We start from the raw sequence: 14,191 nt of genomic DNA on the forward strand, positions 1-14,191 counted from the left end.
AGTGTTTTAAATCAAGGATTTACGGAATTTAAAAAATTTTGGATTGTGAGTTGATTTATATAATAATATTTGTTATACTATTAACAAAGTGTCTTGTTAATATTGTAACAATTGAAATTTATCATTCTGAGACTGGGGGTTATACTATGAGCTGCAACTGCTCAAACACCTGCGTTGCCGATCCGAAAGCGCAGGAGCTTGAAAAAATAATAGAAAAGTACAAAAACGTGAAAGGTGCTCTTATTCCGGTTTTACACGAGGCTCAGGATTTATACGGATATCTTCCAATGCATGTTCAGAAAGCCATTGCTGACGGGCTTGGCGTACCTCTTTCTGAAGTATATGGAGTGGTTACTTTCTACAGTCAGTTCTCGCTTTATCCGAAAGGCAAATATCAAATTCAGTTGTGTTTAGGTACGGCATGTTATGTAAAAGGCGCAGGATTAATATATGAACGATTTAAGCAGGAACTTGGTCTGAAAGGCGATGGTGTCACCGAGGACGGTTTGTTTTCGCTTCAGTCATGCCGTTGTATAGGAGCCTGCGGCTTGGCACCGGTTATAATGATCAACGGCGAAGTATACGGAAGGCTTGTACCCGACGACGTTCCGAAGATCATCAAAAAATATCGTGATATGGGATGAAGGATTTATCGTTGCATGTCATGGACATTGCCCAGAATTCGATCACGGCGGGCGCAACTCTGATAAAAGTTTCCCTTATCTGCTGTGACGGTTTTCTGGTATTCAGACTATCGGACAACGGCAACGGAATGGATGAGGAGTTACTGAAGACGGTAACCGATCCTTTTACGACAACACGAGAAACAAGAAAAGTGGGAATGGGGATTCCGTTGCTGAAACTATCGGCAGAAATGACCGGAGGGAGTTTTAAAATAGAATCCCGTAAAGGGGAAGGCACAAGTACCGAAGCACGTTTTGTTATTGACAGCATTGACAGAATTCCCCTGGGAAATGTGGATGAAACATTAAAGACGCTGATAATGGCCAATCCGGAAATAGATTTTGAAATAAAATTTCAGAGTGAAAAATCTTCTTTTGAGCTGAAGACCGAAGAAATAAAAAAATATCTGAACGGTGTTCCTATAGATAATTTTGAAGTCATTGACTGGATTGCCGGGAAAATACGAGATGGATTGAAAGTGGTTTTTGGAGGTGTTCTGAATGAAATCTCTGGCTGAATTGGAGGCTATCCGCGAAAGAGCGTTAAAGGAAATGAGCCTTCGCGAAAATACAGGAAAGATAAGGGTTGTTGTCGGCATGGCAACCTGTGGTATTGCAGCAGGGGCGAGACCTGTTATGAATGCATTTATAGAAGAACTGCACAAGAGGAATGTGCAAAACGTTAATGTGACAATGACCGGATGTATAGGTGTTTGCCGACTGGAACCCATCGCTGAAGTTATAACACCGGACGGTAAGAAGACGACCTATGTGAAGCTGGATCCTGAAAAGGCAAGAAGAATTGTCGTAGAACACTTGATAAACGGTCGTCCTGTAAAGGAATACACAATTGATGAAGTTGAATAACGGACTTTAACCGGTGTTAATGGTATTACAGATTGGAGGGTCAAAAATGATATACAGGTCACATGTGCTGGTTTGTGGCGGTACCGGATGTACATCATCCAAAAGTATGGAAATTATCGATCTTATGAATAAACTGCTTCGTGAATACAATATTGACAATGAGGTTAAGGTTGTACACACAGGATGCTTCGGATTATGCGAAAGAGGTCCGATTGTTGTAGTTTATCCGGAAGGTGCAACCTATTCAAGGGTTACTCTTGACGATGTCAAGGAAATTGTTGAAGAACATCTTGTAAAGGGAAGGATTGTTAAAAGACTTCTGCTTGGAGACAAGGAGGCCGAGGATGTATCCAAGGCGCTTGAGGACATTGGCTTCTTCAAGCATCAGGTTCGCGTTGCGCTGAGAAACTGCGGTATAATCAATCCTGAAAATATAGAGGAATATATAGCAAGAGACGGATACCGCGCGTTGGGCAAAGTATTGACCGAAATGACGCCCGAAGAGGTAATTGAAACAGTTAAGAAATCCGGACTGCGCGGAAGAGGAGGAGCCGGTTTCCCGACGGGGCTGAAATGGGAATTTGCGGCAAAGGCAAAAGGCGATCAGAAATTTGTATGCTGCAATGCCGATGAAGGTGACCCCGGTGCATTTATGGACAGAAGCATTCTTGAAGGCGATCCCCATTCCGTGCTGGAAGCTATGGCCATTGCAGGATATGCGATTGGTGCAAATCAGGGGTACATCTATGTACGCGCCGAGTACCCGATTGCCGTTAAACGTCTGAGAATTGCCATTGATCAGGCAAGGGAGTATGGCTTGCTGGGCAAGAATATTTTCGGTACCGATTTTTCGTTTGACATAGATATACGCCTTGGCGCAGGTGCGTTTGTATGCGGTGAGGAAACAGCACTGATGACTTCAATTGAAGGGCACCGCGGCGAACCGAGGCCTCGTCCGCCGTTCCCGGCTAACAAAGGATTGTGGCAGAAACCCACACTGCTTAACAACGTTGAAACCTATGCGAATATCCCGGTGATTTTCCTGAAGGGACCTGAATGGTTCGCCAGCATAGGAACGGAAAAGAGCAAGGGAACGAAGGTATTTGCCGTTGGCGGAAAAATCAACAATACAGGTCTGGTTGAAATACCCATGGGAACCACAATCCGTACAATGATTTACGATATAGGCGGTGGAATTCCCAACGGCAAGAAATTTAAGGCGGTTCAGACCGGTGGTCCTTCGGGCGGATGCATACCTGCAAGCCTGATAGACACTCCGATTGATTATGATACCCTGACGCAGCTTGGCTCAATGATGGGATCAGGCGGATTCATAGTAATGGACGAAGACACATGTATGGTGGATATAGCCAAGTTCTTCCTCGAATTCACCGTTGATGAATCCTGCGGAAAGTGCGCACCCTGCCGCATAGGAACGAAAAGGATGTATGAAATCCTCGACAGGATAACAAAAGGCCAGGGACAGCCGGGGGATATAGAAAAACTTGAACTGCTGGCTGAAAACATTAAGGCTTCGGCACTGTGCGGTCTCGGCCAGACAGCACCCAATCCCATTCTGAGTACGCTGAGATATTTCCGTGACGAATATGAAGCCCACATTTATGAAAAGAGATGCCCGGCCGGTGTATGCAAGGCTCTGTTACAATATGTTATTGACGAGGACAAGTGCAAGGGCTGCAGCTTATGTGCCAGAAAATGCCCTGTTGGTGCAATATCAGGAGAGGTCAAGAAACCTTATCACATTGATCCTGATAAATGTATCAAGTGCGGCGTATGTATGGAAACATGCAAGTTTGGCGCGATAAACAAGACGGCTTAATGGAAAGGAGCGAGGGCAATGAGTGAAATGGTAACATTGACTATAGATGGTGTGGAAGTTAAGGCGCCTGCCGGTTCTACCGTCCTTGAGGCAGCAAAACTGGCAGGAATAAGAATACCCACTCTGTGCTATTTAAAGGGAATTAATGAAATCGGCGCATGCCGTATATGCGTCGTTGACGTGGGTGCGAGGAGCCTCCAGGCCGCATGCGTGTATCCGGTTTCAGAAGGCCTGAAGGTTGTAACAAATTCACCAAAAGTAAGAGAGGCAAGAAAGGTAACACTTGAACTGATTCTTTCAAATCATGAGAGGACATGCCTGACATGCGTACGCAGCGGAAACTGCGAACTGCAGCAGCTGGCAAATGAGCTTAACGTGGGAGAGATACGCTTTGACGGTGAAAGAACCGATTTGCCGGTAGACGACTTGTCGCCGTCGGTTGTAAGAGATCCCAACAAATGCGTACTGTGCCGCAGATGCATAAGCGTATGTAATAACGTTCAGAGCGTTGCCGCCATTGGAACTGCAGAAAGAGGATTTAAGACCGTTATTGCTTCTCCGTTCAATATGGCTCTTAAAGACACACCGTGTGTAAACTGCGGACAGTGCATAAATGTTTGCCCTGTCGGAGCGCTTCGTGAAAAGAGCAGTATAGAAAAAGTATGGGACGCCCTGGCAAATCCCGATTTACATGTTGTGGTTCAGACAGCTCCGGCAGTACGTGTGGCAATCGGCGAAGAATTCGGGCTGCCCATCGGAACACGCTGTACCGGGAAAATGGTGGCTGCACTGAAAAGGCTCGGTTTTGACAAGGTATTTGATACCGACACTGGAGCGGATTTGACAATAATGGAAGAAGGAAACGAGCTCATTCAGAGAATTAAGAACGGCGGAAAACTTCCGATGATAACTTCATGCAGCCCCGGATGGATTAAATTCTGCGAACACAATTATCCTGATTTGCTGGACAATCTTTCAACCTGCAAGTCACCGCAGAATATGTTCGGTGCATTGCTGAAATCCTACTACGCCGAAAAGATGGGAATTGATCCTTCAAAAATATTCGTAGTATCGGTAATGCCGTGTACCGCGAAAAAGTTTGAAATTCAGCGTCCTGAGCTTGCGTCAACCGGATATCCTGATGTAGACGTATCCATTACCACCCGCGAGCTTGCCCGTATGATTAAAGAAGCGGGAATAGACTTTGTAAACCTCCCGGATGAAGAATTTGATGATCCTATGGGCGAAGCTTCAGGTGCAGGAGTTATATTCGGGGCAACCGGCGGTGTTATGGAAGCGGCATTGAGAACCGTTGTTGACAAGCTCACAGGCAGGGATAATGACAACATTGAATACAAGGAAGTGCGCGGAGAAGAAGGCATTAAAGTCGCAGAGGTTACATTACCCGACGGAATGACAATACGCGCGGCCGTTGCCCATGGCCTTGGCAACGCAAGAAAACTGCTGGATCAGGTGCGAAACGGAGAGGCTCAGTATCACTTCATTGAAATAATGGCTTGCCCGGGCGGCTGTGTAAACGGAGGAGGCCAGCCTATTCAGCCGGCAAGGGTAAGAAATACCATTGATATCAGGACTGAAAGGGCAAAAGGCTTATACAGCGAAGACGAAGCAATGACTATACGAAAGTCTCATAAGAACCCGAGAATCCAGAAGATATACGAAGAATTCCTCGGCGAACCCGGAAGCCATAAGGCTCACGAGCTGCTGCACACTCATTATTATGCCCGTGAAAATTACCCCGAAGAGTGCAGCAGAATATAAGACGGTAATAAAGAAATATGGGAAAATATGCAGGAGGCTGAAGTTTCGGCCTCCTTTGCTTTATATCCCGCTTATTTGTGTTGAATCGCAAACTCATGCGGTACTTCGAAACAGGCTTTCATGTTGCGTTGGTTTCTCTTTCGTCGTTGCCGATTATCGGTACCGCATTCGCCGGTGTGTCGTCCTTCAGGTTCAAGTCTTCTGTTATGGGTTTTGACGGGGTTAAGGAGCCGATTATTTCATTGGAATCATTTATTATCTCAAGATTGTCCGGAAGCACAAGATCGCCTATTTTCAGGCACTCTCCGATTTCCATGTCCGAAATGTTCACCTGAATATATTCAGGAATGTCCTGCGGCAGACCTTTTACCGTGATATGGCTGAGCTGCTGGTTAAATACTGCGCCGTTGCGTTCATGCTTGGATTTCCCGACAATTTTTACAGGTACTTCGGCTTCGCGTTCCTCATCCAGCGAAACACGGTGCAAATCCACGTGCAGAAATTCCCTCTTTATCGGGTCAACCTGAATGTCCTGGATTACGGCCGGGATGTTTTGCTCGTTTAGTGTTATACTGTACACGGTGCTCTGGCCGTAATTTTTCAGAGTGTGGAATAGGTCGGTATTTTTGATCTGAATAGGGGTAGGCTCCATGTCTTTGCCGTAAACTATCCCGGGAATGTATCCGCTGTTTCTCAGTCTGTTTGCGCTGCCGTTTCCTATGGTGTTTCTCACCTGTACGTTAAGATTTATATTATTCATTTCAGACCTCCTTATTTTAAATTTGTCAAAAAAATTAAATAATATTTCTGAAATTAAAATGTTAAATTATATCTGAAATTATATCCGGATATGGTGAGTTTTAATCGGCCGGGACGGGAAATGGGGTTCTTTGTGTTTGAATACGTTTTTAAATAATTGAATTATTGAGGTTATTATGATATGTATATATTAAGGGTTTTTTACATAAACAGCAAAGGCGGTGATAGCTAAAATGATAGGCATTCGTGCGCACGATGTCGGGAAAATGCCGGTAAGGGATCTTGCAAGGGAAATTGCGCGAAGAGGATTCCGATGTACACATTTGGCCCTTCATAAAGCCATTACCGATTACGATTTTTCTCTTGGGAAATTGAATCCCGGTATGGCAAGGGAAATAAGGGAAGCATTTTATAAGGAAAATGTATACATTTCTGTTCTTGGCTGTTATATTAATCCCGTGCATCCGGATGAGAAAATAAGAAGGGAACAGCTTGAGCGGTTTAAGGAACACATTCGTTTTGCCCGTGATTTTGGTTGCAGCATTGTTGCGACTGAAACCGGTTCATTGAACGCTGATTTTTCGTATACTCCTGAAAACAGTTCACCAAAAGCTTTTGAGATGATTGTTAATAGTGTTGCGGAGCTGGTTGAGGAAGCCGAGAAGTTCGGAGTTATTGTATGCATTGAAGGAGTTACGACCCATACCGTATCAAGCCCCAAAATAATGAAAAAGGTGCTGGATGAAATTAAATCCAATAATCTGCAGGTTCTTTTTGATCCTGTCAATTTACTGGACGCGAATAATATAGACAATCAGAGGGAAATGATAAGTGAAGCCTTCGAATTATTCGGCGACAGGATTCTTGTTATTCACGCGAAAGACCTTATTATTGAAAACAACGTCAAAAGGACCGTTCCGGTAGGAAAGGGGCTTTTGGATTTCCAGTTCCTTTTTAAGCATATTAAAGCGCGAAAGCCCGGAATCGACATACTCATTGAAGATCTGAAACCAGAGGCAATGGAATACAGCAGGAGTTTTATTGAACGTCTGCTGGAAGAATAAAAATAAAGAGGGAGGTATTTACCTTGAAAAATAACTCTTCAGAACCAGTATGGCAGGGAGATCTTGAAAACGGTTATTACAGGAATCCGATTCTGTTCGGTGATTACTCAGACCCTGACGTAATCCGCGTAGGCGACGATTATTACATGGTGGCTTCAAGTTTTAACTACATGCCCGGGTTACCCGTGCTTCATTCAAAGGATTTGGTGAACTGGAAAGTAATCAGTTATGTGGTTGAAAGGCTTCCGTTCCCGAATTATGATAAACCTGAATACGGAAAAGGTGTTTGGGCGCCAAGCATACGTTTTCATGACGGCAAATTCTGGGTGTTCTTTGCCACGCCTGACGAAGGAATTTTTATGTCAACTACCACCGATCCGTATAAAGGCTGGGCACCTCTGACCCATGTCAAAAAGACAAGAGGTTGGATTGATCCATGCCCGTTCTGGGATGACGACGGGAATGCGTATCTTGTAAGCGCTTTCGCAAAAAGCAGGATTGGGTTCAAGAGCATCCTGCATCTGTCCCGGATGAGTCCTGACGGTACCTGTCTTCTCGATGAGGGAGTTCATATATTTGACGGCAATCTGAACCATCACACCATTGAAGGGCCAAAAATGTATAAAAGAAACGGCTATTATTACATTTTTGCTCCTGCAGGAGGGGTAAAAACAGGATGGCAGACGGTTTTACGCTCCAAAAATATATACGGACCGTATGAGGACAGAATAGTAATGCATCAGGGAAAAACCAATGTAAACGGCCCTCACCAAGGCGGTTGGGTTGAAACTCAAACAGGAGAACACTGGTTCATACATTTTCAGGACAGAGGGCCTTACGGAAGGATTGTGCATCTGCAGCCTATGGTATGGGTTGACGACTGGCCGGTTATAGGTAAGGACACCGAAAACTGCGGTACGGGTGAACCCGTGGACGTATATAAAAAGCCTGACGTGGGAGGAGTATTTCCTGTTCAGGTTCCTGAGACCTCCGATGATTTTGACAAAAATAAGCTTGGCCTTCAGTGGCAGTGGAATGCCAACCCTCAGGAAAAATGGTACTCACTGACCGAAAGAGATGGCTTTTTACGCCTTTATGCACTGAATAATTCCAATGAAAGCGGACTTCTGTACCATGCTCCTAATATACTGACCCAGCTGTTTCAGGCACCGGAGTTCACCGCTTCCGCAAAGCTTGAATTTTCACCTGCACAAACCGGAGACAAAGCCGGTTTGGTGATACTCGGGGATGAATACATGTATCTGACGATAGAAAAAACGGAAGAAGGCAACAAAGTTGCCTGCATTTATGGTTCACCCTCCGAAAACGGCTACAGAGAAGAGGTTTTGGAATCCCGTACTGCTGAAAGTACCACGGTAATATTCCGGGTTGATGTACGGAATGGGGCGGTATGCTCATTCAGCTTCAGTTATGACGGTGAAAATTTTGTTAACGCAGGCAGGGATTTTAACGCAACCGCAGGCAGCTGGGTGGGTGCGAAACTGGGTATATTTGCGATGAATACATATTCCGACAGTAAAGGTTTCGCTGATTTCGACTGGGTGATTGTAGGAAAGCCCGGTAGTACCGGCAGAGGATAATATTGTTTCGAGAGGTGATATTATGAAGAAATACGACAATAATTACGGCGTAAGAATGTGTGATTCGGTTATAAAAAGGCACAGACTGCTTCCGGTTAAATGGTCATATGACTACGGAGTAGTATTTGAGGGTATGGAAAAAATCTGGCTTAAAACAGGCGATGAAAAATATTTCAGGTACATTAAGGACAATATGGATATTTACGTGGATTCCCACGGATATATAGGCCATTATCAGCCCCATGAATATAACATAGATAATGTAAAAAACGGCAGGACCATTCTGATGCTCTACAGAAATACCGGTGAGAAAAAATACAAGCTTGCGGCAAGTTTGATACGCGAGCAGTTGAGACGCCATCCCCGTACGAAAGAGGGAGGCTTCTGGCACAAAATGATATATCCTTATCAGATGTGGCTGGACGGGCTTTATATGGGACAGCCGTTCTACTGCGAGTACGGAAAGCTGTTCAATGAGCCCGACATTTTTGACGATGTGGCGCATCAGATAATTTTAATGTATGAAAAGGCGAAGGATCCCAAAACCGGGCTTTTGTACCATGGTTATGATGAATCAAGGGGAATGAAATGGGCCGATGATAAAACCGGATGTTCGCCGCATTTCTGGGGAAGAGCAGTGGGCTGGTACACAATGGCCATAGTTGACGTTCTGGACAATTTCCCCGAAAATCATGAGAAACGTGATAGAATTTGCGAAATATTCAAAAATGTAATTGATGCCGTCATAAAGGTCCAGGATGAAGAAACCGGTCTCTGGTGGCAGATCCTCGACATGGGCGGAAGGGAAGGAAACTACCTTGAATCGTCCTGTTCGGCAATGTTTGTATATTCCATTGCAAAAGGTATACGCCTCGGCATACTGGACGAGAGTTATTCCGTATACTGTGAAAAAGGGTATGAAGGCATTATCCGCCGCTTTGTAAAGGAGAACGAGGACGGTTGTCTGGACTATATCGACACCTGCCAGGTCGCAGGCCTTGGAAACAATCCGTATCGTGACGGATCTTACGAATACTATATCAGCGAACCCAGAGTGGCCAACGACTTTAAGGGAGTCGGAGCCTTTATCCTTGCATGCTCTGAAATGGAAAAATAAAAAATATAAATAAAAAAATAATAAATTCATACGGGAGTGAAAAATATGAGCTATACTACGGTTTTTAACATAACTGATTTTGGTGCGGTCCCAGACGGAAAAACCCTGTGCACCGAAGCGTTCAAAAAAGCAGTAAAAAAATGTGAAGAAGCGGGCGGCGGAACAATATATGTACCTGCCGGAAAGTTCCTGACAGGTCCCATACACCTGGTCAGCAACACAAACCTTCATATTGATGCAGGCGCGGTTCTGCTGTTCAGCCAGAATATTGAAGACTATCCTCTGGTTTATTCCCGCTGGGAGGGGGAGGAAGCGGAGGTTTACTCTCCTCTGATTTACGGCGACAAAGTGGAGAACGTTTCAATCACAGGCCACGGGACGCTGGACGGCCAGGGCGAGCCCTGGTGGAGGCTGCAGAGAGAGAAGCAGCTTAAATATCCGCGGCCGAGATTCATATGTTTCCAGGAAAGTGAACGTGTACTGATACAGGGAATTAAGATTATTAATTCACCCGCATGGACAATAAACCCTGTAAGATGCAACAACGTTGTGATTGACGGAATTACAATCAAGAACCCTGCCGATTCTCCGAACACCGACGGTATAAACCCCGATTCGTGCAGAAACGTGCGCATTACAAACTGCTATATCAGTGTAGGCGATGACTGTGTAGCGATTAAATCAGGAGTGGAATACAGCAAATACAGAATTCCGTGTGAAAACATAACCATAACCAACTGCACGATGTTGGACGGTCACGGCGGAGTTGTAATCGGAAGCGAAATGAGCGGCTGTGTGCGTAATATTACCATTTCCAACTGCGTATTCGAGGGAACCGACAGGGGAATCCGCATAAAAACCAGACGCGGTCGCGGCGGAGTGGTAGAAGACATCCGTGTAAGCAATATCATTATGAAGAAGGTAATGTGCCCTCTGGTAATGAATATGTATTATTTCTGCGGAAAAGGCGGAAAGGAACCCATTGTAAAGGATAAGAATCCTCATCCTGTAAATGAAGGGACGCCTGTTTTCAGAAGGGTTCATCTGAGCAATATATCAGCAAGGGAAGCAGGGGCATGTGCGGGTTTCTTCTACGGCCTGCCCGAAATGCCAATCGAGGATATCAGTTTCCATGATGTATACATTCATATGGCCGATGATGCAAAACCCGACAGGCCCGCAATGATGGACGATCTTGAACCAATGCAGAAAAAGGGAATATACATGAACAACGTAAAGAATGCGGTATTCAGCAATGTGAAAATTACAAATCATGAAGGAAAGGCATTTACGATAGAAAATTGTGAAAATATCAGATTAACCGACTGCACTGAGTAAACGGCAGAAGCAAAAGAACCGGCAACAGTTGCCGGTTCTTTTGTGAACGCGGTATTTTCCCGCTTATCGCCCCTTTTTGCCTCTGTCAGACAAGCCATGGACAAATATGCCTTAATAATCGTCTTTCCTAATTGCAGACCAATTCGTTGAAAAATTTTTCACTGATCTTAACTGATCATAAAAATACATTCTTCTTATACGGCCGGCAAAGGTGAAAACGCATGAACCGGTGCGAACCTGGCAATTCCCCGCATGATCGAAAAACCTAATTTTCTGGTACAAGATAAAAAAACAGGGTAATCTATATATAGTGTTTGTCATTTCTTCCTGGAATACATGGATTGCAATTTGTTAAGGAACAATATGGATTTCTGTCAGAAAAGCCGAGGTGATATCTTGAAAAAAGAAACATTAGAGGTTACGGGGATGACATGCGCGGCATGCGCCAAAGCCGTGGAAAGACACGTGAATAAAGTGCCGGGGGTTGTATCGGCCAACGTCAACCTTGCCACCGAAAGGCTTACGGTGGAATACGACGAAACCGCCGCCGGCATTTCAGATATATATGAAGCTGTGAAAAAGGCGGGATACGGTATCCGGGAAATACAAAAAAAAAGGGAGGTTGTCATACCCGTAATGGGCATGACGTGCGCCGCCTGTGTAAAAAGTGTGGAGAGAGTCATAAATAAGCTTCCCGGGATACTTGAGGTCAGCGTAAATTTAGCCACGGAAAAGGCAAAAGTCGTATATGATCCTTCGCAGACACGGCTTTCAGAGATAAGGCATGCCATTGAAAAGGCGGGTTATAAGCCCCTTGAGGCTGATACCGGCGTAAAAACCGATTATGAAAAGGATCTCAGGGAAAAGGAAAGAAAAACATTGCTTACAAAACTGATTGTTTCAGCAGTATTCACCATCCCCCTTTTCTATATTTCAATGGGGCATATGATAGGGTTGCCTGTGCCCGGATTTCTGGATCCCGACATGCATTCTCTGAACTTCGGTCTGGTTCAGCTTGCTCTTGTGATACCTGTAATGATAGCAGGTTACAGGTTCTACACCGTTGGTTTTTCCAGGCTTTTCAGGTTTGAGCCGAATATGGATTCCCTTATTGCGATAGGCACAAGTGCGGCGTTTGTTTACGGACTGTACGCCGTTTACAGGATAATAAACGGGAATGCCGAATATGCCCATGAACTTTATTTTGAATCAATAGGCGTGATAATAACATTGATTATGCTCGGAAAATACCTTGAAGCGGTAACAAAAGGGAAAACTTCCGAGGCAATAAAAAAGCTGATGGGCCTTACGCCCAAGACGGCTACGGTTGTGATTGACGGTAAGGAGACCGAAATACCGGTGGAAGAAGTTGAAGTGGGAGACATAATTGTCGTTAAACCCGGGGAACGCATACCGGTTGACGGCACGGTAATAGAAGGAAGGACATCGGTTGATGAATCCATGCTTACCGGTGAGAGCATACCTGTTGAAAAAACCGAAGGCAGTAAAGTGGTGGGCGCCACCATAAACAAAAACGGAACCATTAAATTTAAGGCAGAGCGAGTGGGAAAGGACACCGTTCTTGCGAACATTATAAAACTTGTGGAAGAGGCCCAGGGTTCAAAGGCCCCGATTGCGAAAACGGCGGATATAATCGCGGGTTATTTTGTACCTGCCGTTATGACTATAGCAGTAATATCGGCGGCTGCATGGCTGACAGCGGGAGAGTCGGTGACTTTTGCGCTCACAATCCTGGTTTCGGTTCTTGTTATAGCATGTCCGTGCGCCCTTGGGCTTGCAACGCCCACGGCGATAATGGTGGGAACGGGGAAGGGCGCGGAATACGGCGTGCTGATTAAAAGCGGTGAAGCTCTTGAGACGGCTCATAGGATTAACATGATAGTGTTTGACAAAACCGGCACAATAACCGAAGGCAAACCAACAGTAACCGACATTATTCCGGTTAACAGCATCGGCGAAGAAGAGCTTCTTCTGATTTCGGCCTCTGCCGAAAAGGGCTCGGAACACCCGTTGGGTGAAGCGATTGTTAACAGTGCCGCAGAAAGGAATTTGAGTCTGCTGCCGTCTGAAAAATTTGAGGCCATCCCGGGTGAAGGCATTGAGGCGACGGTTGGGCAAAGAAAAGTTCTTATCGGAAACAGAAAACTTATGGAGAACAAAAATATACCGGTAACTCTGGGCGAAGAACTTGAAAGGCTTGCGGGAGAAGGGAAGACACCGATGCTTGTCGCAATCGACGGTAAAGAGGCAGGTATCATAGCCGTTGCCGATGTTATTAAACCAAACAGCCGAAAAGCTATAGAAGTATTGCACAGAATGGGTATAAAAACCGCCATGATAACGGGGGACAATAAAAGAACCGCAAATGCGATTGCATCGCAGGTGGGAATTGACATGGTTCTTGCCGAAGTGCTCCCCCAGGATAAGGCAAACGAGGTTTTGAGGCTTCAGAGGGAAGGATTTAAGGTGGCAATGGTGGGGGACGGCATAAACGATGCACCGGCGCTGGCGCAGGCCGATATCGGGATAGCGATCGGCTCGGGCACCGACGTGGCGATGGAATCGGCTGATATTGTACTTATGAGAAGTGACTTAATGGACGTACCCACCGCAATCCAGCTAAGCAGAAAAACGCTGAGAAATATAAAGCAGAATTTGTTCTGGGCTTTTGCCTACAATACCGCCGGAATTCCGATTGCTGCAGGACTTCTTCATGTTTTCGGCGGGCCGCTTCTGAATCCGATGATTGCGGCGGCTGCAATGGCGTTCAGCTCGGTTTCGGTTGTATCCAATGCCCTCAGGCTGAAAAGGTTCAAACCGGCAGGGGAGCATACGGCATAGAAAAATGTTCTGAAATATTTTATACTTTGATAGGTACATACAAACATTTTCAGGAGGTATGAATAAAATGAAAAAGAAGGTTTATATCGAAGGAATGTCGTGCAACAACTGCGTAAGACATGTACATGAGGCGCTTATTCAGATTGACGGGGTACAGGATGCGCAGGTGAGCCTTGAAAAAAAGTGTGCAGAAATAGAACTGACCCATGAGGTTGATGATAAATTGATAAAAAAAGCGGTGGAAGAAGCCGGATATGAAGTGACAGGAATTGAATGAA

General features: G+C 45.2%; 12 protein-coding genes. 11 read left to right on the top strand and 1 reads right to left on the bottom strand.

Annotated elements, in window-relative coordinates:
* The first annotated feature begins 146 nt into the window (after positions 1-146).
* From CST_RS04410 to CST_RS04430, 5 genes are read left to right on the top strand one after another with little or no spacing between them, the layout of a single operon-like run.
* The gene (locus CST_RS04410; RefSeq protein ID WP_015358629.1) at positions 147-644 is read left to right on the top strand and encodes an NADH-quinone oxidoreductase subunit NuoE family protein; all 498 of its coding nucleotides are present in this window, start codon (positions 147-149) and stop codon (positions 642-644) included.
* The gene (locus CST_RS04415; protein ID WP_015358630.1) at positions 641-1,201 is read left to right on the top strand and encodes a sensor histidine kinase; all 561 of its coding nucleotides are present in this window, start codon (positions 641-643) and stop codon (positions 1,199-1,201) included. The genes CST_RS04410 and CST_RS04415 overlap by 4 nt, the downstream gene beginning before the upstream one ends.
* Positions 1,185-1,550 carry a (2Fe-2S) ferredoxin domain-containing protein gene (locus CST_RS04420; protein ID WP_015358631.1) on the top strand — a complete coding sequence of 122 codons (366 nt, stop codon included), beginning with the start codon at positions 1,185-1,187 and terminating at the stop codon, positions 1,548-1,550. Before CST_RS04415 ends, CST_RS04420 begins: the two co-directional genes overlap by 17 nt.
* A gap of 46 nt (positions 1,551-1,596) precedes the next feature.
* Positions 1,597-3,390 carry an NADH-quinone oxidoreductase subunit NuoF gene (gene nuoF, locus CST_RS04425; protein WP_015358632.1) on the top strand — a complete coding sequence of 598 codons (1,794 nt, stop codon included), beginning with the start codon at positions 1,597-1,599 and terminating at the stop codon, positions 3,388-3,390.
* 18 nt (positions 3,391-3,408) lie between these two features.
* Positions 3,409-5,172, top strand: a complete 1,764-nt coding sequence (locus tag CST_RS04430; RefSeq protein ID WP_015358633.1) for an NADH-dependent [FeFe] hydrogenase, group A6 — start codon at positions 3,409-3,411, stop codon at positions 5,170-5,172.
* Positions 5,173-5,290: 118 nt separating this feature from the next.
* Here the strand turns inward: CST_RS04430 and CST_RS04435 are convergent, their stop codons facing one another.
* Positions 5,291-5,932 carry a 50S ribosomal protein L25 gene (locus CST_RS04435; RefSeq protein ID WP_015358634.1) on the bottom strand — a complete coding sequence of 214 codons (642 nt, stop codon included), beginning with the start codon at positions 5,930-5,932 and terminating at the stop codon, positions 5,291-5,293.
* A 232-nt stretch (positions 5,933-6,164) separates the two neighbouring features.
* On the opposite strand from CST_RS04435, the gene CST_RS04440 reads away from it, so the two are divergent.
* The 6 genes from CST_RS04440 (at position 6,165) to CST_RS04465 (ending at position 14,190) form a co-directional block, all read left to right on the top strand.
* Positions 6,165-6,995, top strand: coding sequence for a sugar phosphate isomerase/epimerase family protein (locus CST_RS04440; RefSeq protein WP_015358635.1), 831 nt, complete (start codon positions 6,165-6,167; stop codon positions 6,993-6,995).
* Positions 6,996-7,018: 23 nt separating this feature from the next.
* Positions 7,019-8,596: a glycoside hydrolase family 43 protein gene (locus CST_RS04445; RefSeq protein WP_015358636.1), complete on the top strand. Its 1,578-nt coding sequence runs from the start codon at positions 7,019-7,021 to the stop codon at positions 8,594-8,596.
* Between the two features lie 22 nt (positions 8,597-8,618).
* Positions 8,619-9,713 carry a glycoside hydrolase family 88/105 protein gene (locus CST_RS04450; protein WP_015358637.1) on the top strand — a complete coding sequence of 365 codons (1,095 nt, stop codon included), beginning with the start codon at positions 8,619-8,621 and terminating at the stop codon, positions 9,711-9,713.
* A gap of 45 nt (positions 9,714-9,758) precedes the next feature.
* Positions 9,759-11,051: a glycoside hydrolase family 28 protein gene (locus tag CST_RS04455; RefSeq protein ID WP_015358638.1), complete on the top strand. Its 1,293-nt coding sequence runs from the start codon at positions 9,759-9,761 to the stop codon at positions 11,049-11,051.
* Between the two features lie 363 nt (positions 11,052-11,414).
* A complete protein-coding gene (locus CST_RS04460; RefSeq protein WP_015358639.1) occupies positions 11,415-13,913 on the top strand; it encodes a heavy metal translocating P-type ATPase in 2,499 nt (832 codons plus the stop codon).
* 67 nt (positions 13,914-13,980) lie between these two features.
* On the top strand, positions 13,981-14,190 hold the full coding sequence (locus CST_RS04465) for a heavy-metal-associated domain-containing protein (protein ID WP_015358640.1): 210 nt from the start codon (positions 13,981-13,983) through the stop codon (positions 14,188-14,190).
* The last annotated feature ends 1 nt before the right edge of the window (position 14,191 follow it).

This window comes from Thermoclostridium stercorarium subsp. stercorarium DSM 8532 (assembly GCF_000331995.1).
Taxonomy (GTDB): Bacteria; Bacillota; Clostridia; order DSM-8532; family DSM-8532; genus Thermoclostridium; species Thermoclostridium stercorarium.

Coding starts and splice junctions, on each gene's coding strand:
- CST_RS04410 (WP_015358629.1), top strand. CDS start 147: ATGAGCTGCAACTGCTCAAACACCTGCGTTGCCGATCCGAAAGCGCAG.
- CST_RS04415 (WP_015358630.1), top strand. CDS start 641: ATGAAGGATTTATCGTTGCATGTCATGGACATTGCCCAGAATTCGATC.
- CST_RS04420 (WP_015358631.1), top strand. CDS start 1,185: ATGAAATCTCTGGCTGAATTGGAGGCTATCCGCGAAAGAGCGTTAAAG.
- nuoF (WP_015358632.1), top strand. CDS start 1,597: ATGATATACAGGTCACATGTGCTGGTTTGTGGCGGTACCGGATGTACA.
- CST_RS04430 (WP_015358633.1), top strand. CDS start 3,409: ATGAGTGAAATGGTAACATTGACTATAGATGGTGTGGAAGTTAAGGCG.
- CST_RS04435 (WP_015358634.1), bottom strand. CDS start 5,932: ATGAATAATATAAATCTTAACGTACAGGTGAGAAACACCATAGGAAAC.
- CST_RS04440 (WP_015358635.1), top strand. CDS start 6,165: ATGATAGGCATTCGTGCGCACGATGTCGGGAAAATGCCGGTAAGGGAT.
- CST_RS04450 (WP_015358637.1), top strand. CDS start 8,619: ATGAAGAAATACGACAATAATTACGGCGTAAGAATGTGTGATTCGGTT.
- CST_RS04455 (WP_015358638.1), top strand. CDS start 9,759: ATGAGCTATACTACGGTTTTTAACATAACTGATTTTGGTGCGGTCCCA.
- CST_RS04460 (WP_015358639.1), top strand. CDS start 11,415: ATGGATTTCTGTCAGAAAAGCCGAGGTGATATCTTGAAAAAAGAAACA.
- CST_RS04465 (WP_015358640.1), top strand. CDS start 13,981: ATGAAAAAGAAGGTTTATATCGAAGGAATGTCGTGCAACAACTGCGTA.